Consider the following 18,972-nt stretch of genomic DNA (forward strand, 5'->3'; position numbering starts at 1 on the left):
AGGGCTCAGCGGGCCGGCAGCCAGTTCCCGTGCAGGCCGAGCGGGACCCGGACCGGCAGGTGCACGCGGGCGACGGGGTCGCCGGTGAAGTCCTGGGCCGAGAGGATCACGAGGTCGCTCGCCCCGCGCGCGGGGTTGTGGACGTAGGTGAGCAGGTACCCGTCGTCCTCGCCGGGGCCCGCGGCGGCGAACACCGCCTCACCGACCGCCTCGTGCCTGCCGAACCCGCGCACCTCGGACGTGCCGCGGACGAAGTCGTGCTTCACGAGGGCGTTGGTGAAGGCGTCGTCGGACGGCGTGCCGTCGGGCGTGAACGGGATGCCGTACAGGGCGGTCGCGGCGGAGTAGCCGAACCGGTGCGGGCGGGTGGCGCGTGCTTCGTTGACGCGCGGGAAGTCCTGCGGCCGGTCGTCGAGGCGGCGCTGGTCGACCTGGCCGGCGGTGATCGTCCAGCGGTCCAGCGCCGGTCGGATCGCGCCGGGGTCGGCCGGGTCGAACGGACCTTCGGCCGTGACCACGTCGACCACGACCGAGTCGCCGTCGTCGTAGGCGTTGAGCGTGTGGCTGACGTGGACCGGGTCGACGTCGAGCCAGCGCACGTCGCCGCCGGCCCGCGGCAGGACGCCGACCCGGGTCGGGTGCTCCGGGAGCCAGCGGCACTCGAACCCGTCGAAGCCGATCGGCGTGTCCCACAGGACCACGTGGTTCTCGGTGAGCGCGAAGTCGTGCATGAAGGGCGTCCGGGCGAGGGGCACGGTGGTGGTCCGGACGACGCTCTCGCCGGCGTCGACCACGATGTGCTGGACGAACTCGCGGCCCGGCATGTACGACAGCGAGTGCAGTTCACCGGTGAGCGGGTCGTGCTTCGAGTGCGCGCCCGCCGTGAAGCCCTCCGCGGTCGCGCCGAGGTCGCACGCGCCGACGGTGTCCAGCTCCTCGTCGAGCTCGGCGGGCGGCAGTCCGCCCTCCGCCAGGGCGAACGTCCGCCGGGCGTGCTCGATCACGTGCACCATGGGCGCGAACCCCGGCGTGCGCACGAACCGGTTGCGGTACCACTCGGCCCGGCCGTCGCGCAGCCGCACGCCGTGGACCATGCCCTGGCCCATGCCCCACAGGTGCACGGCGGGGTCTTCGACGCCCAGCGGGTTGGGCCCGTTGCGCAGGTAGCGGCCGTCGAGCTCGACCGGGATCCGCCCGGTGACGGGGAGGTCGTGCGCGGTGATCTCTTCGGTGACCGGGGCGAAAGGCCCCGCCAAGTACTTCATGCCGGAACCGTATGGCGGAGATCCGCGAATTCACGGCGGTGCGGGCGATCGCCCCGCTGTGCACTAGTGCAATGGCCGGAGCGGACCGGAGCGCGCCGCCCCCGCTGCCGGTGGCCGGCCCGTCCTCCCGGCCGAACGGCAGCGGGGCAGCGTCCACCCCGCCCGGACGCGTGCTGAGCTGCCGGAAGGGCTACCGGGACTGGAGGGCGTCCACGGCGACGGCCTGCGCGATCACGGCGCGGCGGTCGACGTAGGGGTCGGCGATCTGGATCAGGTAGTGGTCGCGGACCCACGTCTTCTTGTCCACGCTGAACACCGGCTGACCGTCGCGGGCGAAGTCGAAGTGGTAGCGGAACGGGAACGGGATGTTGTTGACCAGGGGCAGGAAGCCCCAGATGCGGCGCAGGATGGCGATGCCCGGGTTGCGCTCGCGGCCCGTGGTGGTCGGCGCGTTCGGCTGGTCGAGGTGCCAGGTCGAGTTGGTCAGCGACTTGCCGAAGTCCTTGCGGAACAGGGCGATCGGCTGCCCGGCGCCGTCGACCACGTCGTAGCCGCTGCCGAGGTCGATCACCTTGCGCGCCCGGAAACCCGCGAGCACCTGGCTCTTGGTCGAGTCGGTGTAGATGGTCACCTGCTCCTTGAAGGCCATCCGCTTCTGCTCGACGAACGCCACGAGCGGGCCGGGCTCCCCGCCGTTGTCGGCGAAGACCTCGTAGCGGTTCACCATCAAGGTGACCTTCTGGTGCATGTGCAGCACGTTCGTCGCCTGCGAGAGCATGGACGTCCCCCTGGGGTCGGTGAAACCGGAGTTTGTCACCCGACCGGATGAAGATCACCACAGGGGCCGGTGACGGGCCGGGCGCGTGGCCCGGCCCGCCGACCCCGGGTCAGGCGGCCTGCGCCTGGTTGTAGAGGTTCTGGGCGTCGGCGCCGAAGTACGGGCCGAACATCCAGTTCGGGAACAGGTTGATCTTGTAGCTGTTCACCGAGTTGACCGTCCCGGTCCCGGTCGCCTCGGAGAACGCGCGGAACCAGGGGCCACCGCTCGCGCCACCGGTCATGTTGCAGGTCATGCCGATGCCGTCGCTGATGAAGGCGTTGAACGTCCGGCCGCTGCAGTAGACGAGCTTCGTGCCGTCGTACGGCGCGGCGGCGGGGTAGCCGAAGGCGTAGGTGTTGTCGGCGCGCGGCAGGTTGAACGCGATGCCCTGAGCGCCGACGACGTCGGTGAGGGACTGCCCGTTCAGCTGCCCGACGACGATGGCGCCGATGTCGTAGTTGATGTCCTCGCTCGCGTGCCACTGGGGCGTGGCGAAGGTGGCCCGTGCGGCCCACGTGCCGTACGGGGCGTTCCCGTTGTCGTAGGCCGGGACGAACGCGACGTTGGTGTGGTAGGCGCCGTCCAGCTTCACGCAGTGCCCGGCCGTGACGACCGTGCTCTTGTTCGCGCTGGTGACGGCGTTGCCGCTGCACGAGGCGTTGCGGCCCTGGTAGGTGAAGAACACCCGGCCCGCGGTCCGCACGACGGCGCCGCCGCCGGTCCACGCGCTGCCGCCGTTGGGGAAGGCCAGCGGTGCGACGGTGGCGGGCTCGCCGGTCGGGACGGTGGAGCGCAGGGCGGAGGGGGTCGTGGTGCGGAGGTCGAGCGGGACGGCGGAGCGCATCCGTTCCGGCGTCCAGTAGTCGCCGGGCGCGGCGGCGGACTGCGCCGCCGGGACGGTGACCGCCGACAGGGCCAGCGCGCTCACCAGGGTGACCAGTCGTTTCACGGCACGGTTCATGATCTTCCACCTTTCGTGGGTCGATCAACGGCAGGGACCGTGAGGTGAAAGTTACTCAGCGCAACGCCCCGGCGTTTCCGGCGAACGGGTGAGAACCGGGAGCGGACCTCGGGTTGCGGCGGGCGCGGACCGCGAAGTCCGTGTGTTTGTGGTCCGCGGGGACGGGGCACCTGATGGTGTCCTGTGTCCCCCTGCAGAAGGTGGTAGTGGTGTCGCTTCCCCGCAGTGGCGAGCTCCTGGCCGGTAGGTACGAGATGGCCGGGACGCTGGGGATCGGCGGCATGGCCGAGGTGCGCCGGGGATGGGACACGGTGCTGCGGCGGGCCGTGGCGGTGAAGCTGTTCGACGCCACCGGGGACCCCGACGCGGCGCGGCGGTTCGACAACGAGGCGCGGACCCTCGCCCGGCTGTCGCACCCCGGGCTGGTCTCCGTGTACGACGCCGGCCACAGCGACGGCACCGCGTTCGTCGTGTTGCGGCTGGTCGAGGGCCGCACGCTGCGCGACCGGATGGCCGAGGGGCCGCTGTCGGTGCCCGAGGTGCGGGACCTGGGCGCCCGGCTGGCCGAGGCGCTGGCCTACGTGCACGAGCAGGGCGTGGTGCACCGGGACGTCAAGCCGTCGAACATCCTGCTCGACGACGACGGCACGCCCTACCTGGCCGACTTCGGGCTGGCGCACCTGGCCGACAGCACCCGGTTCACCCGCACCAACCAGATGGTGGGCACGGCCGCCTACCTCGCGCCGGAGCAGGTGCGCGGCAGCGAGGTGGGCCCGGCCGCCGACGTGTACTCGTTCGGGCTGGTGCTGCTGGAGTGCCTGACCGGTCGCCGCGAGTACCCGGGCGGTGACGTCGAGTCGGCCGTGGCCCGGCTGCACCGGCCGGCGGTGGTGCCCGCCGACCTGCCCGACGACCTGGTGCGCCTGCTGTCGTTGACGACCTCGTTGTCGGTCCGCCGCCGACCGACCGCCCACCGCTGCGCGCACGTGCTGCGGGACCTGCCCGACGACGACCCGACCGTAGTGGCAGCCGTGCCGCGCTCACGTCGGCAGTTGACGGCCCTCGCCGCGTCGGCGGCCGGGCTGGTCGGCGCGCTCGGCATCGCCTGGGCGGTGTCGCCCGGCTCGTCCCCGGCCACGTCCGCGCCCGTGGAGTCCCCGGCGCGAGCGGTCGTCCAGGACACCGGCACGACGACGACGAACCAGCCGGTGGTCGACCTGGGCACGACGACGCCGGCCGCCGGGCAGCCTGTCGTCGAGCAACCGGTCGTCGAGGAGCGGCCGGTCGCCGGTGAGCAGCCCGCCGGTCCGCAGGCGAGACCCGTCGCGCCCGGTCAGGTGAAGGACGGGAAGGGAAAGCCGGCCGGCAAGGCCGGCAAGGGCAAGCCCTGAGCCCGCGTACCCCGCGGAACCAGGTCCGAGCACGTTCGTGGAACCCTTCGGCGTTGATCCGCGTCGGTCCTGCAGTGGCGGCGTGGCGGACCCGGGGGAGTCATGGCGGAGGAGTTCGGGCCTTATCGGGTCGGCGAGCTGTTGGGGCGCGGCGGCATGGGCGAGGTGCACCGGGCCCACGACACCGCGCACGACCGCGTGGTGGCGTTGAAGCGGCTCTCCGCCGTGCACAACGACGACGAGGACTTCCGCGCCCGGTTCCGGCGGGAGTCGCGGATCGCGGCCCGGCTGCGCGAGCCGCACGTCATCCCGATCCACGCCTACGGCGAGATCGACGGCCGGCTCTACCTGGACATGCGCCTGGTGGAGGGTCGTGACCTGGCGGAACTCGTCGCGGACGGCCCGCTCGACCCCGCGCGGTCCGTGCGGCTGGTCGCCCAGGTCGCGGGCGCGCTCGACGCCGCGCACGCGGACGGCCTGGTGCACCGCGACGTCAAGCCGTCGAACATCCTCGTCACGCCGGACGACTTCGTGTACCTGGTCGACTTCGGCATCGCCCGCAGCGTCCTGCCGGCCGGCACGCACCTGACCGCGTCCGGCGCGGTGATCGGGACCCTGGACTACCTGGCGCCCGAGCGGTTCGGCGACGGACAGGTGGACGGGCGCGCGGACGTCTACGCGCTGGCCTGCGTGCTGCACGCGTGCGTCACCGGCAACCGGCCGTTCGAGGTCGACAGCGCCGCCGCCCTGCTCTGGGCCCACCTGCAACAACCGCCGCCCGCCGCCTCGGCCACCAACCCGGCCGTGCCCCGCGCGCTGGACGACGTGATCCGGCGCGGCATGGCCAAGGACCCGGCCGACCGCTACCCGACCGCGGGCGCGCTGGCAGCGGCCGCCGCCGAAGCCCTCACCACCCCGGCCGGGGCACCCACCGCCGGCCGGGTCACACCCGTGCCACCCGCCGCCGGCCCCGTGCTCGGGCCACCCGCCGCCAACCGGGTCACGCGGGTGCCCTTCGCTGCCGGCCCGGCGTCGCCGCCCGCATCGCCCGCCCGAGCCGCGTCACCGCCCCGGACCCCGGCCCAGGGCAACCGCGTGCCGCTCACCGCACCGCCTCGCGGCGCGGTGCCGCCCAGCTCTTCCCCGGTGGTGGTCCCGGTCCAGCGGCCGACTGGGCGCAAGGTGCCGGTCGCCCCGATCGTCGCCGGCGCGGTGGCGCTGGTGCTCGTGGCGGCGGTCGTGGCCTGGTCCCGGGACTGGACCGGCGGTGGCCGGCTCGCGGGTTCCGCCACCGTGACCACGACGTCCACCACGCTGCCCACCACGTCCAAGGCGGGCACACCGACGTCGTCCGCCACCCGGACCACGTCCACCACGTCCACCACCGCCGACCACCAGGCGGTCGCCCTGCTGGGCCGGCTCCCCTCCGCCTACCGGGACAACCCGACGTGCGCGCCCACCCCGTCGAGCGGGGGAGTCGCGGCGACCGTCACCTGCACCAAGGCGAACTCGGTGCACTTCCGCTTCCCGCCACCGGACCAGGCGGTGTTCCACCTGTTCACCGACCGCGCCGCGCAGGACGCCCACTTCAAGGCCGTGGTGGACGCCAACGGCATCCCGCGCGACGACAGCCAGGGCGGTTGCCGCCCCCTCACCCAGCCCGTGCACTACGCCCTGTACTACCGGTCCGAGAGCGGTCCCGTGCCCGGCGAGTACACGACCTGCTTCGTGGCCGACGGCGTCGGCCAGGTGTGGTGGGTCGACACCCGGACCTCGGTCACCGGCCAGCTGCGGTCCTCGACGGCGCTCGACCCGGACTCGCTCGACCAGCTCGGCTACTGGTGGAACTCGATGATCCTCACCCAGATGTCGTGAGGTCGTCGAGCTTGCGCTCCAAGACCGCCCGCTCCCGCTCGTTGCCGCACAACTCCACGGCCCGCGCCAGCTCGACCCGCGCCTCGTCCGCGCGCCCCAGCCTGCTGAGCAGCTCACCCCGCACGCTGGGCAGCAGGTAGGAGTTCGCCAGCGCGTCCGAGTCCGCCAACCCGTCCACGATCGGCAGCGCCGCGGCCGGTCCGCCGGCCATGGACACCGCCACCGCCCGGTTCAGGTCCACCACCGGTGACGGCGCCAGCCGGCCGAGCGCCTCGTACAGCAGCACGATCCGCTCCCAGTTCGTCTTCTCCACCGAGGGCGCGACGGTGTGGCACTCGGCGATGGCCGCTTGCAGGCCGTAAGCGCCGAAGCCCCGGCCGACCTTCTCGGCACGGGCCAGCGCGGCCCGCCCGCGCCGGATCGCGGCCCGGTCCCAGCGTCGGCGGTCCTGCTGGTCCAGCAGCACGGGCTCGCCGTCCGGCCGGGTGCGGGCGGGGAAGCGGGCCGCCGTCAGCTCCAGCAACGCCAGCAGGCCGAACACCTCGGGCTGGTCGGGCACCAACCGGCTCAGCACGCGGGCGAGCCGCTGCGCCTCGCCCGCGAGGTCGAACCGGATCAGGTCGTCGCCGGAGCTGGCCGTGGAGCCCTCGGTGAAGATCAGGTAGATCACGTTGAGCACCGAGTTGAGCCGCGCGGCCCGCTCCTCGGCCGTCGGCACCTCGAACGGCACGCCGGCCGCACCGAGGGTCTTCTTCGCCCTGGTGATCCTGGCCTGCGCGGTCGCGGTCGGCACGAGGCACGCCTTCGCGATCTCGTCGCTGGTCAGCCCGCCGACCACGCGCAACGTCAACGCCACCCGAGCCTCCCGCGACAGCACGGGGTGGCACGAGATGAACATCAGCGCCAGCACGTCGTCGTCGATCTGGTCCGGGTCCCACGGCACGTCGTCGGCCTCGGCGGGGCCGCCGCCCGACGTCGCGCCACCCTCGCCGAGGCCGTGCGCGAGGGTGGCGTACTTGGCGTCGAGGGCGGACCGGCGGCGGAACGCGTCGATCGCGCGCCGCCTGCCGACGGTGAGCAACCACCCCGCCGGGTTGTCCGGCACGCCGTCACGCGGCCACGTCACGAGCGCCTCGGCCAGCGCCTCTTGGGCGAGGTCCTCGGCCAGCGCGAAATCGCCGGTGTAGCGCGCGAGCGCGCCGACGATCCGCGCCGACTCGATCCGCCAGACGGCGGCGACGGCCGCGCGACCCGTCGGATCGCCGGCCGTCGACGCGCTCAGAGCTGACCGGTGGCTTCCCGCCACGCCCGCTCCTTCTTGATCCACTCGTTGTCCTGCGGGAACTCGTCGATCGAGGTGACCCGGCGGATCTCGGTCTTGAAGCCCGCCCCGGAGACCGGGGACCGCTTGGCCCACTCGACGGCCTCCTCCTTCGACGCCACGTTGAGGATGTAGAAGCCGTTGAACAGCTCCTTCGTCTCGCCGTACGGGCCGTCGGTGACCACGGGCGGCTCTGACGAGTAGTCGACCACCACGCCCTCTTCGGCCTCGGCGAGCCCTTCCGCGGCGACGAGCACGCCCGCCCGGATCAGCTCGTCGTTGAACTTGCCCATCGTCTCCAAGATCTCGTCGAAGTCGAACGCGCCCATCCGGGCGTAGGCCTCGTCGGTCGCGCGCATGATCAGCATGTACTTCATGGTTCCGTCTCCCTGGCCGTCGCACGGGCCCTCTCCCGGGCCCCGTCCCCCTGAGGTCGAACGGGCGCCGCCGTGGATCGACACACCCGCCGAACTTTTTTCCGAGAGAGCGCGGGCAGCCTACTTCGGCCACCGATCCACGCGCTCGCGCGACGCGCCCACGTGGCGAACAGGACCAGCGTGACCAGCGGGAACACCACCACGACCGCCATGAGCGCGGAGCCGGCGAGCGCGAACGAGGCGAGCGGCCAGTGCCGCACCCGCTCCTCGCCGCACGCGGGCGAGCAGCACCGGGCCGCCGAAGACCAGGGCGTAGGCGGTGATCACCCAGGTGGGCCCGGTGGGGGAGAAGCCGACCTCGGCCCCGATCCCGGGCAACGCGCCGACGACGACTGGACCGACCTCGGGTCGCGGGTCGCCGGAGTGGCAAACAATCTTGCCGGTTTGGCAAGCTGCGGGGATGGACGACGACCTGGACCGCGTGCTGACCGCCGTGGGGCCGAGGCTGCGGGCGCTGCGCCGGGCCCGCGGTGTCACCCTCGCCGACCTGGCCGAGGCCACCGGCATCTCGGCGAGCACCCTGTCACGGCTGGAGAGCGGCCGGCGGCGGCCGAACCTGGAGCTGCTGCTGCCGCTGGCGCGGGCGCACGGCGTGCCGCTCGACGAGCTGGTCGGCGCACCGCCCACCGGCGATCCGCGCGTCCACTTCCGACCGGTCCGCCGGCACGGCATGACGTTCCTGGCGTTGAGCCGCCGACCGGGCGGCACGCAGGCGTTCAAGATGATCATCCCGGGCGCCCTGCACGACGCCGTGCCCGAGCCGAAGACCCACGAGGGCCACGAGTGGCTCTACGTCCTCGACGGACGGCTGCGACTCGTGCTGGGGAGCAGGACATCGTGCTCACGCCCGGCGAAGCGGCCGAGTTCGACACCCGGGTCCCGCACTGGCTCGGCACCGCCGACCCCGGCACCGTCGAGGTGCTGATCCTGTTCGGCCCGCAAGGCGAACGCGCCCACGTGAAGGCCCGGACCTGACTCCTCGGAGGAAGCACGCCGGTGTGCCCCCCACCTCGCTGTGAGGGGCACACCGGCGAGCGTCACGGGGTCCGGCAGCTGACCGTCGGCGCGGCCCACTGGCCGTTCGTCATCACGGTGAAGCCGAACGTGGTGCTCGCGCCCGCGGCGAGGTTGCCGTTGCCGTTGGGCTTCATGGTCATCACGTTGCCGCTGGAGTCCCAGCTGGGCGTGCCGCTCCAGGTGGCCGAGACCTTCTGCGGGGAGGTGACGGTGACGGTGGCGGTCCAGCTGGTGATCGCCGAGGAACCGGCCCGGATCGTCACCTCGCCGTTGAAGCGGTCACCCCACTGCTGGCTCGTGCGGTAGGTCGCGGTGCAGGAGCCGTCGCCCGGCTGGGGCGTGGTGGTGGTGGTCGGCGTGGTGGTGGTGCCGGGCGGGGTGTCCGTCGGCGCGACGGCCCGACCGGTCGAGGGCGAGATCATGCCGGCGCACAGGCCGCGGCTCGCCAGGTTCGACGCGATCTGCGGGACGGCGTTGATCGTCGTCTGGTAGCCGTCGTGCATCAGGATCACACCGCCGTTCTGCAGCGTGGACGCGGCCTGCACGATCTGGGCGGTGCTGGCGTTGTTCCAGTCCTGCGAGTCGACGCTCCACAGCACCTCGGTCAGGCCGAACTGGGCCTCGACCGCCTTGAGGGTGCTGTTGGTCTCGCCGTACGGCGGGCGGAACAGCTTCGGCGCGACACCCGTCGCCGACTGGATCACCTGCTGCGTCTGGGAGATCTCCGACGTCATCTGCGCCTGGCTGAGCTGCGTCATGTGCGGGTGGGACCAGCTGTGGTTCTCCACCCACATGCCGGCGTCGCGCTGGCTGCGGGCGAGGGCCTGGTTGGACTGGACGTTGTTGCCCTGGTTGAAGAACGTGGCCCGCAGCCCGGCCGACCGCAGCGCGTTGAGCAGCGCGGTGGTGGTGGCCGCCTTGGGCCCGTCGTCGTAGGTCAGGGCGACGTAACCGTTGGCGCAGTTGGCGTTGTTCGGCGGCGTCGTGGTCGTGGTGGTCGGCCCGGTCGTCCCGGCTGCGTTGAGGGTGTTGAGGACGGAGGTGTAGGCGGCTTTCTTGTTGCCGGAGCCGTCGAAGAGCAGGGGGGTGCCGGAGGCGCGCCAGGAGTCGCTGTCGCGGATGCCCCAGACGGTGATGCCGGTGCAGCGGGTGACGGCGAGGCAGGCTTGGACGACGCCTTGGTATTGCTGGGCCTGGCTGCTGCCGGAGCCTTCGATGTCGAGTTCGGTGATCTGGACGTCGACGCCGAGGGCGGCGAAGTTCTGCAGGGTGGTGTGGTAGTTGGAGGGGACGGGGTTGCCGCTGTTGAAGTGGGCCTGGAAGCCGACGCAGTCGATGGGGACGCCGCGGGACTTGAAGTCCTGGACCATGCGGTAGACGCCCTGGGTCTTGGCGTGTGACCAGTTGTCGGTGTTGTAGTCGTTGTAGCAGAGCTTGGCGTTCGGGTCGGCGGCTCGGGCGGCGCGGAAGGCGGCTTCGATCCAGTCGTTGCCGGTGCGCTGCAGGTTGGAGTCGCGTCGGCCGCCGCCGGAACCGTCGGCGAACGCCTCGTTCACCACGTCCCAGGCGTAGATCTTGCCGCGGTAGTAGGTGGCGACCTGGGTGACGTGGTTGAGCATCGCGTTGCGCAGCGCGGTGCCGGACATGTTCTGCATCCAGCCCGGCTGCTGCGAGTGCCACGCCAACGCGTGACCGCGCACCCGCATGCCCTGGGCACGGGCGTGGTTGACGATCCGGTCGCCGTTGCCGTAGCTGAACTGGTTCTGGTTCGGCTCCGTGGCGTCCATCTTCATCTCGTTCTCAGCCGTGACCATGTTGAACTCACGGTTGAGGATCCCGACGTACGTCGAGTCACCCAGCTTGTTGGCCGCGACCGCGGTGCCGAAGTACCGGCCGCTCTCCGCGGCGGACGCGCCCAACGTGGTGCCGGCGCTGGCCACGCTCGGCAGGACGACGGCCAACGCGCCGATCAGCCCGACCGCACCGGCCAGGGCCGCGACGCGTCGCGACCCTCCTCGTGCCACCGGCCTGCCGGCAGCGGTGACAGCAGTTCTGGACATCACTTCCTCCAAGGGGTCGACCGGACCGGTATCGGACCGAAAGTTGCGATACCACTGGGTGACGCTTTCGAAAACTAAAGCGAATGATCGTCCGAGTCAAGAAGTGAGATCCACCTATAGAGACGCAAGAGTGCAGGTAGAGCTGGAAGAAAGGCTGACGCCACTAGCTTCTGCGGCTTACGAAAGTATCGGTCCCGGCACCGGTAGGGCCGTTCGGCCGTGTGGTGTCGGGAGAGTGGGCGAAACGCGCCCGGTGTGGTCGCGCCACACCGGCGTGGGGCGAAGAGTGGCGCGGCCCACCAGCGACGAACGGTCGACGGGGCTCCTAGCGTCGGGACATCGCCCGTGACCGCCATCACTCAACGTGGAGGATGCGCCATGTCGGATCGTCGCCCTGTCCCGGCCGTTCGCGGTCCCGCCGCGGCCCTCGTCGCGGTGGTGGCCGTGGTGCTGGCCACCGCGGTCTCCCTAGTCTCCTCGCCACGACCCGCCGCCGCCGCGACCCTGCAGGAGGTCACGGGTTTCGGGACGAACCCGGGAAACCTGCAGATGTTCCGCTACGTGCCCGCCGGGCTGCCCGCGGGCCGCCCGGTCGTCGTCGCCCTGCACGGCTGCACGCAGAACGCCACGGGCTACGGCACGGCCACCGGCTGGACGCAGCTGGCCGACCGCTGGAAGTTCACCGTCGTGGCGCCGCAGCAGAAGTCGCAGAACAACGCCAACTCCTGCTTCAACTGGTTCGAGCCGGGCGACACCCGCCGGGGTTCGGGCGAGGCGCTGTCGATCAAGCAGATGGTGGACAAGGCCAAGCAGGACAACGGCGCCACGTCGGCGTACGTCAGCGGGTTGTCCGGGGGCGGCGCGATGACCGCGGTCATGCTCGCCACCTACCCGGACGTGTTCGCCGGCGGCGGCATCGTGGCCGGACTGCCCTACCAGTGCGCCACCTCGGTGCTGACGGCGTACAGCTGCATGAGCCCCGGCACGAACCTCACCCCCGCGCAGTGGGGCGACAAGGTCCGCGCGGCGTACGCCCACTCCGGTCCGCGACCGAAGGTGTCCATCTGGCACGGCGCCGCGGACACCACCGTGCGACCGCTCAACGGCACGGAGCTGGTCGAGCAGTGGACCGACGTCAACGGCACCGACCAGACCCCGGACGTGAGCGACACCGTGGCCGGCTACCCGCACCGGGTCTACGGCGGCACGGTCGAGTACTACTCGATCACGGGCATGAACCACGGCCAGCCCGTCGACCCCGGCGCCGGCGCCACCCAGTGCGGCGGCACCGCCGCGTACATGCTCGACGTCAACGTGTGCGCCGCGTACCACCTGGCGCGCTTCTGGGGCATCGACGGCGGCGGCACCGGTCCGACCAACCCCACCACCACCACCGTCCGCCCGCCGTACACCGAAGCGATCACCGCCACCGCGACGGACCACTACGTGGCACAGCGGATCGACGTCGGCGAGTACACCACCCTGGGCGCCCGGTACGGCTACACCACGCCCTTCGCGCTCTACCGGTGCGACGCGGACTGGACCGACAAGGCCGACTGCTCCGCGATCTGAGTCCGGTACGTCGAGGAGGGCCACGGGTTCGCGGTGCCGGAGGACGCGCTCGCCGAGCCTGCGGCCGACCGCGATCGGGGACCGCGGCACGGGTCCCCGATCGCGGTGCTCGATCCCGGATGGCCGCCGTCACCAGCGGTCGGAGGTGGCGATCTGCACCAACTGCTCGACGGTCAGCGGCGGGTGCCCGCCGAGCAGGGGGCCAAGGCCCTTCGGCGACTGCCGGTTGCTGACGTGCATGATGAACACGAGACCGTCGGGGCGGGTGAGCTTGACCTCGTTGGTCAGGCCCGAGCCCTCCAACGCGAACTGGCTGGTGGCCAGCGCCGAGCCGTCGGGCAGCTCGCGCAAGGTGCAGCCGGGCTCGTCCGGTCCGCACTGGGCCTTCTCGCCCGCGGTGCCCGGGTACATCAGCAGGTCGAAGCCGCCGGTCACGCCGGCCGCGGTGAGCGTGCCGCCGATCGACGAACCGATCTGCGTGGTCGGCTTGGGCGTGAGGGTGCTCGATGCACCCGTGGGCGGGCCGTCGGGCAGGGTCCACCTCGACGCGCCGGGCCCGGTCTCGGTCACCACGAACGTCGCCAGGTCGCCGAGCACGGCCCGGAACCGCTCGGCCAGCACCTCCGGCGTCTCGTGGGCGGGAGGCGGCGCGGACGTGGTGGTGACGGGCTGCGCGGTCGAGGACGTGCTGGGCTGGGCGACCTGCGTCACGGGGCCGTTGTCGGGCACGAGCAGCACCGCCCCGGTCGCCACACCGGCCACCACGGCCGCCGCGAGGGCGACCGGCGCGAACCGGACGCCCGACCGGGACGCGGTGGCCCGCGTGCGCGGCGAGGTGTCGAGCGCCATGCGGGCGGTCGCGGCGTCGGCCCGTCGTTCCAGCTCCTCGAAGGCGTCGTGGAGCGCGCGCAGGTCGGTCATCTCGTCTCCTGGTAGGCGTGGGGGTCGGCGGTCAGGTCGAGGCGGAGGGTCGCGAGCGCCCGGGAGATCTGGCTGCGCACCGTCGTCACCCGGCAGCCCAGCTCGACGGCGATCTCGGCGTCGGGCAGGCCGGCGTAGTAGCGCAGCACCACCGCCGCCCGCTGCCGCCGGGGCAGGCGGGCCAGCCTGCGGATCATCGCGTCCCGCTGCGCCCGGTCGTCGGCGCCGTCGCCGACCGGCACGTCCGGGTGGACCTCGGCCCTCGGCGAGGTGCGGGCCAGCCGCCGTCGCCAGGACAGGTACTCGTTGACGACCATCCGCCGCACGTAGGCGTGCGGCTCGGCCATCACCGAGATCCGGTCCCACCGCTCGAAGGCACGGCCGAGCACGTCGCTGACGATGTCCTCGGCCAGCCAGGTCTGACAGGTCAGCACCGTGGCGAACCGCATCAGCGCCGGACGCCGCCCGACCACGTACTCACCGAACTCCATCGGCTCTCTCCCGATCGGCCACTTGGCTTGTGATCACGCCCCTCAACGGGGCACGGCGCCGATCCGTTGCACGCCGCGGCGAAGAACTCCCCGGCGCGACAAGATCACTTCTCGTGATGTCTCGGCAGTGCGGGGAGGCGGCGTGACGCCCTGGCACGAACGGCGAGCCACCACGACTGCTGTTGCGAGCGACCGCGGCCGACGTCCTGCGCTTCCCCGGCCGTCGTCCCGTTCGGCCTGATCGCGCCGCCCACGCCCGCCGCGGACCTCGGCGCCGGCCGGGGCCCGCGGTGGTTGGACGAGTGGCTCGACGCGAACCTGGCGACGGTGATGTCGTGGCGGCGCACGCTGCACGCGAACCCGGAGCTGATGCGCAGGGAGTTCCGCACCACGGCGACGATCGTGGCGATCCTGCGCTCGTCCGGCCTCCGGCCCCGCGTGCTGCCGATCGACACCGGCGTGATCTGCGAGGTCGGCACCGGGCCCCGCTGCGTCGCCCTGCGCGCCGACATCGACGCGCCGGCCGTGGCGGAGACCTCCGGCGAGTCGTGGGCGTCGACCGTGCCGGGCGTCTCGCACGCGTGCGGCCACGACGTGCACACCGCGATCCTGCTCGGCGCGGCGGCGGCGGCGTTGGCGTCCGCGCCCGTGCTGCCGGGCCGGGTGCGGCTGCTGTTCCAGCCGGCGGAGGAGGAGCCGGGCGGGTTGCACGACGTGATCGAGGCGGGCGGGGTCGAGGGCGTCGAGCGGATCTTCGGCCTGCACTGCGACCCGAAGGTGCCGGTCGGGCGGGTCGGCATCAGGGTCGGCCCGGTCACGTCGGCGTGCGACATGCTCGACCTGCGGGTCGGCGCGTGCGGGGGTGGACCGGCGCAACGAACTGGACTGCGACGTGGTGCACGCGCTCGGCGTGGTGGCGACCGGGCTGCCCGCGCTGCCGGCGCGCCGCGTCGACCCCCGGTCCGGGACGGTGCCGGCGTGGGGCCTGGTGGACGCGCCGGAGACACCTCGCGGCACGCCGCGCGAAGGCCTGCTGCGCGGCACGCTGCGCACCGGCGACCCGGCGGTCGACGAGCGCCTGCCCGCGTTGGTCGAGGAGATCGTCGGCTCGCCGGTGCGGCCGGCGGGCGTGCGGTTCGAGCTCGACCACGTCCGCGCCGTGCCCGTGGTGGACAACGACGCGGAGAGCACCGCGATGCTCCAGCGGGCGATCACCGCCGCGCCCGGGCCGCAGGCGGTCACCTCGACCACCCAGTCCACCGGCGGCGAGGACTTCGGCTGGTACCTGGACCACGTGCCCGGCTCGTACGCGCGGCTGGGGACCTGGCCGGGCGAGGGGCCGCAGGGCGACCTGCACCAGCCGAGCTTCCACGCGGACGAACGCGCCCTGGCGGTCGGCGTGCGGACCATGGTCCACGCCGCGCTCGCCGCCCTGGCGCCACCGGGCTGAGCCCGCGCCGGACGCGAGCCGGCCACGACCCGCGCCCGGCTCCGTCCGGGCCGGGCGATCACCATTCGAACCTGAACCTGTACCAGGGACCTTCGATCGGGTCGTACCGGTAACCGTCCCCCTCGGCGTTCACCGGCACGTGGTCGGGGCAGTGGGCCCAGCCCGCGGAGTGGTAGTCCACCGAGGTGAGCATCGTGCAGCCGTCAAGCCCTTCCCCCGTGACGTCCACGGTGAACAACCCGACCCGGCGGCCCTCGATCCGCCCGCCCGGCGCGGCCTCCGCGACCAGCGCTTCGAACCCCGACCGGTGCGCGTCGAACGCGGCGCGCGGCACCACGCCGGTGCCGGCCACCACCAGCGCCGCCGCCAGCAGTGCCGGCACCAGCAGGAACGGCCACAGCCGCACGGCGTGCCGCAGTCGTGGCCGGGGCAGCACGACCACCGCGACGCCGGCCACCGTCAGCCACGCCGCGCCCACCGCGAGCGCGGACAGACCCGCCCCCACCAACGCCCCGAAGGAGCCGCCGGGTGGGATGACCGCCCAGAACAGCAGCGCCACCGGCACCGGAGAGGCGATCACGGTCCACCACGGCGACCACCACCACGACGTGCGTCCGACCATCGAACCCCCTTCACCGCTCAGGGGGACGTTCGGCCAAGACCTCCGGTTCCGCCGTCGAGGTAATCCTTGAACTGCACGGTCACCGCGTGCGCGTCCGACGGCCAGTTCGGCACCGCGATCGTCCGCGTCGCGCCGTCGCCGCCGCGCGCGGTCTGGGTGACGCGGATCGTGCCGCCGCCGTCGGCCCGCGCGGGCAGGTAGGCGTCGACACCCGTCAGGAACGGCAGCGTGGCGAACGGCGGCAGCGCGACGCCCGGCGTGGACGTCAGGTCGCAGCCGTCGTCGAACGCGAACGCGGCGAGGACCTGCCGCAGCCGGGGCGAGACGGCCGGTTCGAGGACGTTCACGCCGTTCAGCTCGAGCCGGTCGTGGTCGGGCTGGTCGGACCACCACTCGCGGTTGCGGATGACGGTGAGGGCGCTGTGCGTCGGGCACCGGTCGACGTGGTCGGTGATGCCGCCCGGGCGGGACACCTGGAGCCGCAGGAACCGGTCGCTGCGCTCGAACGGCTCGAAGTAGTTGTGGTGCGGCGGTTGGCCGTCGCGCAGGACCACCAGCTCGTAGTGCTCGCGGCCGTTGACGGGCAGCGGGCCGAACGAGCCGTCCGCGCCGGTCCGGACGGTGTGCCGGGGCACGCCGACCCGCGCGCCGGTGCGGCTGTCCAGCTCCCAGACCTGCACCACGCCCTCGACGCCTTCGTTCTGCGGGTAGTACGTCGCCCGGCCCGCGATCCGGACCAGCGCGGGCAGTTCGGGCACCACCCGCGTGGTGAACGCGGGCCTGCCGCGCAGGAACCGGTGCATGTGGGCGAAACCGTCGGCCGACGTGGTGGTCTCGGTGTGGCCCAGGGTGGTCAGGTAGACGTTCGTCGCGCCGCCGATGGAGCCGTTGGGCTGCAGGCTGCCCCACAGCGCCAGCGTCGGCACGCCGCCGGGCGGCGTGGCGCTGGACCGGCCGTCCACGTTGACGTACTTCCGCACCGCCGCGGCCCGTTCGGGGACGGACAGGTAGGCGTGCATGACCGTCGTGCCGCGCGAGTGCGCGATCACGTCCACCTTGGTCGCGCCGGTCCGGGCCAGGACACGGGCGATGAAGGCTTCCAGGCCGGCGACGGCGTGGTCGTTGGTCGGGATGCTCGTGTCGTACTCGAAGGCGTGGAGCGCCGCGTCCGGGTAGCCGTTGCCGGAGAACCTCTTGGCGTTGGACTGCCACTGCTGCGCCGAGCCCTGCTGGCCGTGGACGAACACGATCGGGGCGAGCGCGTCGGCCTGGGCGGGCGCCGCCGCCACGGTCGACACCAGGGCGACGACCAGCGCCATCAGCGGGATCTTCATCGCGTGCCTCCCAGGGCGTCGGTCAGGTTCTGCCGCGCGTCGGCGGGCTGGAGGTAGCCGGCGCGCACGGCCGCGGCGTCGACCGCCACCACCTGCCGCACGTAATCGCCGCGTTCGGGGTAGAGCCGGGCCAACGTCGCCGCGTCGAACGGCACGTGCGTGCCGAACAGCCGGCAGAACGTCTCGCCGGAGTTGTCGCCCGTGTTCAGCGCGCGGGGCGCGGCCAGCTGCGACAACCGGATGCCGCCGAGGGCCAGGCCGAGCGCGTCGCGCTTCTTGGTGACGCCGTCCGGTTCGAACTCCAACGGCCGGGCGGTCGGCGGCGGGGTGCCCCGTTCGACCCAGCGGCGCAGGTGGTCGTAGGCGGCGGCGGTGACGTGGTGCATCGGGATCCGGCTGAACGGCGGCCGGTCGCACTCGTACCGGGTCGCGCCGCCGAGGTCGCGTTCGGAGATCGGCTCGCGGTAGGCCTGACCCTGGTACCCGGAGTGCGCCGCGCCCGCGACCTCCCACCGGCGGAAGCGGTCGGTGTCGGCCGGGCGTTGCGCGGTCCGCACGTCGGTCTCCGACAGCACCTGGAAGACGGGTTCCGCGCCGACGCGGGTCGGGGCCGTGCCGACGATGAGGCCGTAGCCGTCGAACACCGGCTGCTGCTGCGGCAGGACCCGGTCGTACAGCACGGTCATCCGGCCGGCGGACTGCGAGGCGCCGATGGCCAGCAGCGTCCTCGTCCGCAGCCCGCCCATGACCGCACCGGACTCGACCGCGCGGCCGGCCTGGGTGAACACGTCGTAGGACAGCTCGTCGGCGGTGAACCGGCCGCCGCCGGTGACGTCCAGCGAGCCGTACCGGGCCGGGCTCCAGGTCTTGAGCTGGTCGACGCCGACCCGTTGGGCGGACACGCCGACCCACGCGTGGCCCGCGCGGACGACGGACTCGGCGTTCCACAGGGCGTCGAGGTCGTACCCGGCGGTGACGTTCTGCCACTCGACCAGCGTCGTGCCGGTGAACTGCCGGGCGTGCGCGGGCCGGCGCACGACGACCCGGGTCGTGTACGGCACGCCGGTGGCGACCTTCGTGCCGTCGACGGACCAGCCGTCGGCCGTGCCGGAGACGTGGAACTCCTCTTCGACGTACCCGGCGGCGGCGAGGTCGTCGGGCGTGGCGAAGAAGGGGTAGGTGTCCTCGATCCGGTCGGCCAGCCGGTCACCCGGCACGGTCCCGGGCAGCGGGCCGACGACGCGCGGCGGGGAACCGGGCGCGGCGGAGGCCGGGAGGGACGTCGGGAGGAGCAGACCGAGCGCGGCCGCGGCCAGACCGAGGCGGCGCCAGGGGGAAGGTGACATACCGGCTCCCACAGCGATGGGGGATGGGGTCATCGCCGACCGTAGCCGGCCGCGCACAGCCCGCACCAGGACGCGGCCCCATCGTGAGA

15 protein-coding genes and 2 pseudogenes are annotated in these 18,972 nt (G+C 72.9%); 6 read left to right on the forward strand and 11 right to left on the reverse strand.

Going from position 1 to position 18,972, the window contains the following annotated elements:
• Positions 1-5: 5 nt before the first annotated feature.
• The 3 genes from IOD16_RS14990 to IOD16_RS15000 form a co-directional block, all read right to left on the reverse strand.
• The gene (locus IOD16_RS14990) at positions 6-1,265 is read right to left on the reverse strand and encodes a carotenoid oxygenase family protein (RefSeq protein ID WP_201440558.1); all 1,260 of its coding nucleotides are present in this window, start codon (positions 1,263-1,265) and stop codon (positions 6-8) included.
• 190 nt (positions 1,266-1,455) lie between these two features.
• Entirely contained in the window at positions 1,456-2,082 is a 627-nt protein-coding gene (locus IOD16_RS14995; protein WP_236594992.1) for a hypothetical protein, read from the reverse strand.
• A gap of 70 nt (positions 2,083-2,152) precedes the next feature.
• Entirely contained in the window at positions 2,153-3,046 is an 894-nt protein-coding gene (locus IOD16_RS15000; RefSeq protein ID WP_201440560.1) for a trypsin-like serine peptidase, read from the reverse strand.
• A gap of 254 nt (positions 3,047-3,300) precedes the next feature.
• On the opposite strand from IOD16_RS15000, the gene IOD16_RS15005 reads away from it, so the two are divergent.
• Together IOD16_RS15005 and IOD16_RS40975 are read left to right on the forward strand one after the other, a co-directional pair.
• Entirely contained in the window at positions 3,301-4,437 is a 1,137-nt protein-coding gene (locus tag IOD16_RS15005) for a serine/threonine-protein kinase (RefSeq protein WP_201440561.1), read from the forward strand.
• Between the two features lie 102 nt (positions 4,438-4,539).
• On the forward strand, positions 4,540-6,312 hold the full coding sequence (locus IOD16_RS40975) for a serine/threonine-protein kinase (RefSeq protein ID WP_201440562.1): 1,773 nt from the start codon (positions 4,540-4,542) through the stop codon (positions 6,310-6,312).
• On the opposite strand, the gene IOD16_RS15015 is transcribed toward IOD16_RS40975, so the two are convergent.
• Positions 6,296-7,594 carry an RNA polymerase sigma factor gene (locus tag IOD16_RS15015; protein ID WP_201441374.1) on the reverse strand — a complete coding sequence of 433 codons (1,299 nt, stop codon included), beginning with the start codon at positions 7,592-7,594 and terminating at the stop codon, positions 6,296-6,298. The two genes, IOD16_RS40975 and IOD16_RS15015, sit on opposite strands and share 17 nt — an antisense overlap.
• Positions 7,591-8,010 carry a YciI family protein gene (locus tag IOD16_RS15020; protein ID WP_201440563.1) on the reverse strand — a complete coding sequence of 140 codons (420 nt, stop codon included), beginning with the start codon at positions 8,008-8,010 and terminating at the stop codon, positions 7,591-7,593. The genes IOD16_RS15015 and IOD16_RS15020 overlap by 4 nt, the downstream gene beginning before the upstream one ends.
• 460 nt (positions 8,011-8,470) lie before the next feature.
• Here IOD16_RS15020 and IOD16_RS15025 point away from each other — a divergent pair.
• Positions 8,471-9,045: pseudogene (locus IOD16_RS15025) on the forward strand (helix-turn-helix domain-containing protein).
• 62 nt (positions 9,046-9,107) lie between these two features.
• Here the strand turns inward: IOD16_RS15025 and IOD16_RS41470 are convergent.
• On the reverse strand, positions 9,108-11,147 hold the full coding sequence (locus IOD16_RS41470) for an endo-1,4-beta-xylanase (RefSeq protein WP_442978104.1): 2,040 nt from the start codon (positions 11,145-11,147) through the stop codon (positions 9,108-9,110).
• Positions 11,148-11,525: 378 nt separating this feature from the next.
• Between IOD16_RS41470 and IOD16_RS15040 the strand changes: the two genes are divergently transcribed.
• Positions 11,526-12,719, forward strand: coding sequence for an extracellular catalytic domain type 1 short-chain-length polyhydroxyalkanoate depolymerase (locus IOD16_RS15040; protein WP_201440564.1), 1,194 nt, complete (start codon positions 11,526-11,528; stop codon positions 12,717-12,719).
• 129 nt (positions 12,720-12,848) lie between these two features.
• Here IOD16_RS15040 and IOD16_RS15045 read toward each other — a convergent pair whose 3' ends face one another.
• Positions 12,849-13,640: a hypothetical protein gene (locus tag IOD16_RS15045; protein ID WP_201440565.1), complete on the reverse strand. Its 792-nt coding sequence runs from the start codon at positions 13,638-13,640 to the stop codon at positions 12,849-12,851.
• Positions 13,637-14,131, reverse strand: coding sequence for a SigE family RNA polymerase sigma factor (locus tag IOD16_RS15050; RefSeq protein WP_201440566.1), 495 nt, complete (start codon positions 14,129-14,131; stop codon positions 13,637-13,639). The genes IOD16_RS15045 and IOD16_RS15050 overlap by 4 nt, the downstream gene beginning before the upstream one ends.
• A 369-nt stretch (positions 14,132-14,500) precedes the next feature.
• Here IOD16_RS15050 and IOD16_RS41240 point away from each other — a divergent pair.
• Positions 14,501-15,034, forward strand: a pseudogene (locus IOD16_RS41240) (M20/M25/M40 family metallo-hydrolase); the annotation flags it as partial.
• 226 nt (positions 15,035-15,260) lie between these two features.
• The gene (locus IOD16_RS41475) at positions 15,261-15,581 is read left to right on the forward strand and encodes a M20/M25/M40 family metallo-hydrolase (RefSeq protein ID WP_442978123.1); all 321 of its coding nucleotides are present in this window, start codon (positions 15,261-15,263) and stop codon (positions 15,579-15,581) included.
• Positions 15,582-15,639: 58 nt separating this feature from the next.
• Here IOD16_RS41475 and IOD16_RS15060 read toward each other — a convergent pair whose 3' ends face one another.
• From IOD16_RS15060 to IOD16_RS15070, 3 genes are read right to left on the reverse strand one after another with little or no spacing between them, the layout of a single operon-like run.
• On the reverse strand, positions 15,640-16,203 hold the full coding sequence (locus tag IOD16_RS15060) for a hypothetical protein (protein ID WP_201440567.1): 564 nt from the start codon (positions 16,201-16,203) through the stop codon (positions 15,640-15,642).
• A gap of 17 nt (positions 16,204-16,220) precedes the next feature.
• Positions 16,221-17,537, reverse strand: a complete 1,317-nt coding sequence (locus tag IOD16_RS15065) for an alpha/beta fold hydrolase (RefSeq protein ID WP_201440568.1) — start codon at positions 17,535-17,537, stop codon at positions 16,221-16,223.
• Positions 17,534-18,883 carry an alpha/beta hydrolase domain-containing protein gene (locus tag IOD16_RS15070; RefSeq protein ID WP_236594993.1) on the reverse strand — a complete coding sequence of 450 codons (1,350 nt, stop codon included), beginning with the start codon at positions 18,881-18,883 and terminating at the stop codon, positions 17,534-17,536. The genes IOD16_RS15065 and IOD16_RS15070 overlap by 4 nt, the downstream gene beginning before the upstream one ends.
• Positions 18,884-18,972 lie beyond the last annotated feature (89 nt).

It is taken from the genome of Saccharothrix sp. 6-C (assembly GCF_016695385.1).
Classification (GTDB): Bacteria; Actinomycetota; Actinomycetes; order Mycobacteriales; family Pseudonocardiaceae; genus Actinosynnema; species Actinosynnema texasense.

Excerpts from the sequence above, each read along its gene's own strand:
- IOD16_RS41470 (WP_442978104.1), bottom strand. The coding sequence starts at position 11,147 with ATGTCCAGAACTGCTGTCACCGCTGCCGGCAGGCCGGTGGCACGAGGA.
- IOD16_RS14990 (WP_201440558.1), bottom strand. The coding sequence starts at position 1,265 with ATGAAGTACTTGGCGGGGCCTTTCGCCCCGGTCACCGAAGAGATCACC.
- IOD16_RS15045 (WP_201440565.1), bottom strand. The coding sequence starts at position 13,640 with ATGACCGACCTGCGCGCGCTCCACGACGCCTTCGAGGAGCTGGAACGA.
- IOD16_RS15065 (WP_201440568.1), bottom strand. The coding sequence starts at position 17,537 with ATGAAGATCCCGCTGATGGCGCTGGTCGTCGCCCTGGTGTCGACCGTG.
- IOD16_RS15000 (WP_201440560.1), bottom strand. The coding sequence starts at position 3,046 with ATGAACCGTGCCGTGAAACGACTGGTCACCCTGGTGAGCGCGCTGGCC.
- IOD16_RS15005 (WP_201440561.1), top strand. The coding sequence starts at position 3,301 with ATGGCCGGGACGCTGGGGATCGGCGGCATGGCCGAGGTGCGCCGGGGA.
- IOD16_RS15060 (WP_201440567.1), bottom strand. The coding sequence starts at position 16,203 with ATGGTCGGACGCACGTCGTGGTGGTGGTCGCCGTGGTGGACCGTGATC.
- IOD16_RS15050 (WP_201440566.1), bottom strand. The coding sequence starts at position 14,131 with ATGGAGTTCGGTGAGTACGTGGTCGGGCGGCGTCCGGCGCTGATGCGG.
- IOD16_RS40975 (WP_201440562.1), top strand. The coding sequence starts at position 4,540 with ATGGCGGAGGAGTTCGGGCCTTATCGGGTCGGCGAGCTGTTGGGGCGC.
- IOD16_RS15020 (WP_201440563.1), bottom strand. The coding sequence starts at position 8,010 with ATGAAGTACATGCTGATCATGCGCGCGACCGACGAGGCCTACGCCCGG.
- IOD16_RS15070 (WP_236594993.1), bottom strand. The coding sequence starts at position 18,883 with ATGTCACCTTCCCCCTGGCGCCGCCTCGGTCTGGCCGCGGCCGCGCTC.
- IOD16_RS15040 (WP_201440564.1), top strand. The coding sequence starts at position 11,526 with ATGTCGGATCGTCGCCCTGTCCCGGCCGTTCGCGGTCCCGCCGCGGCC.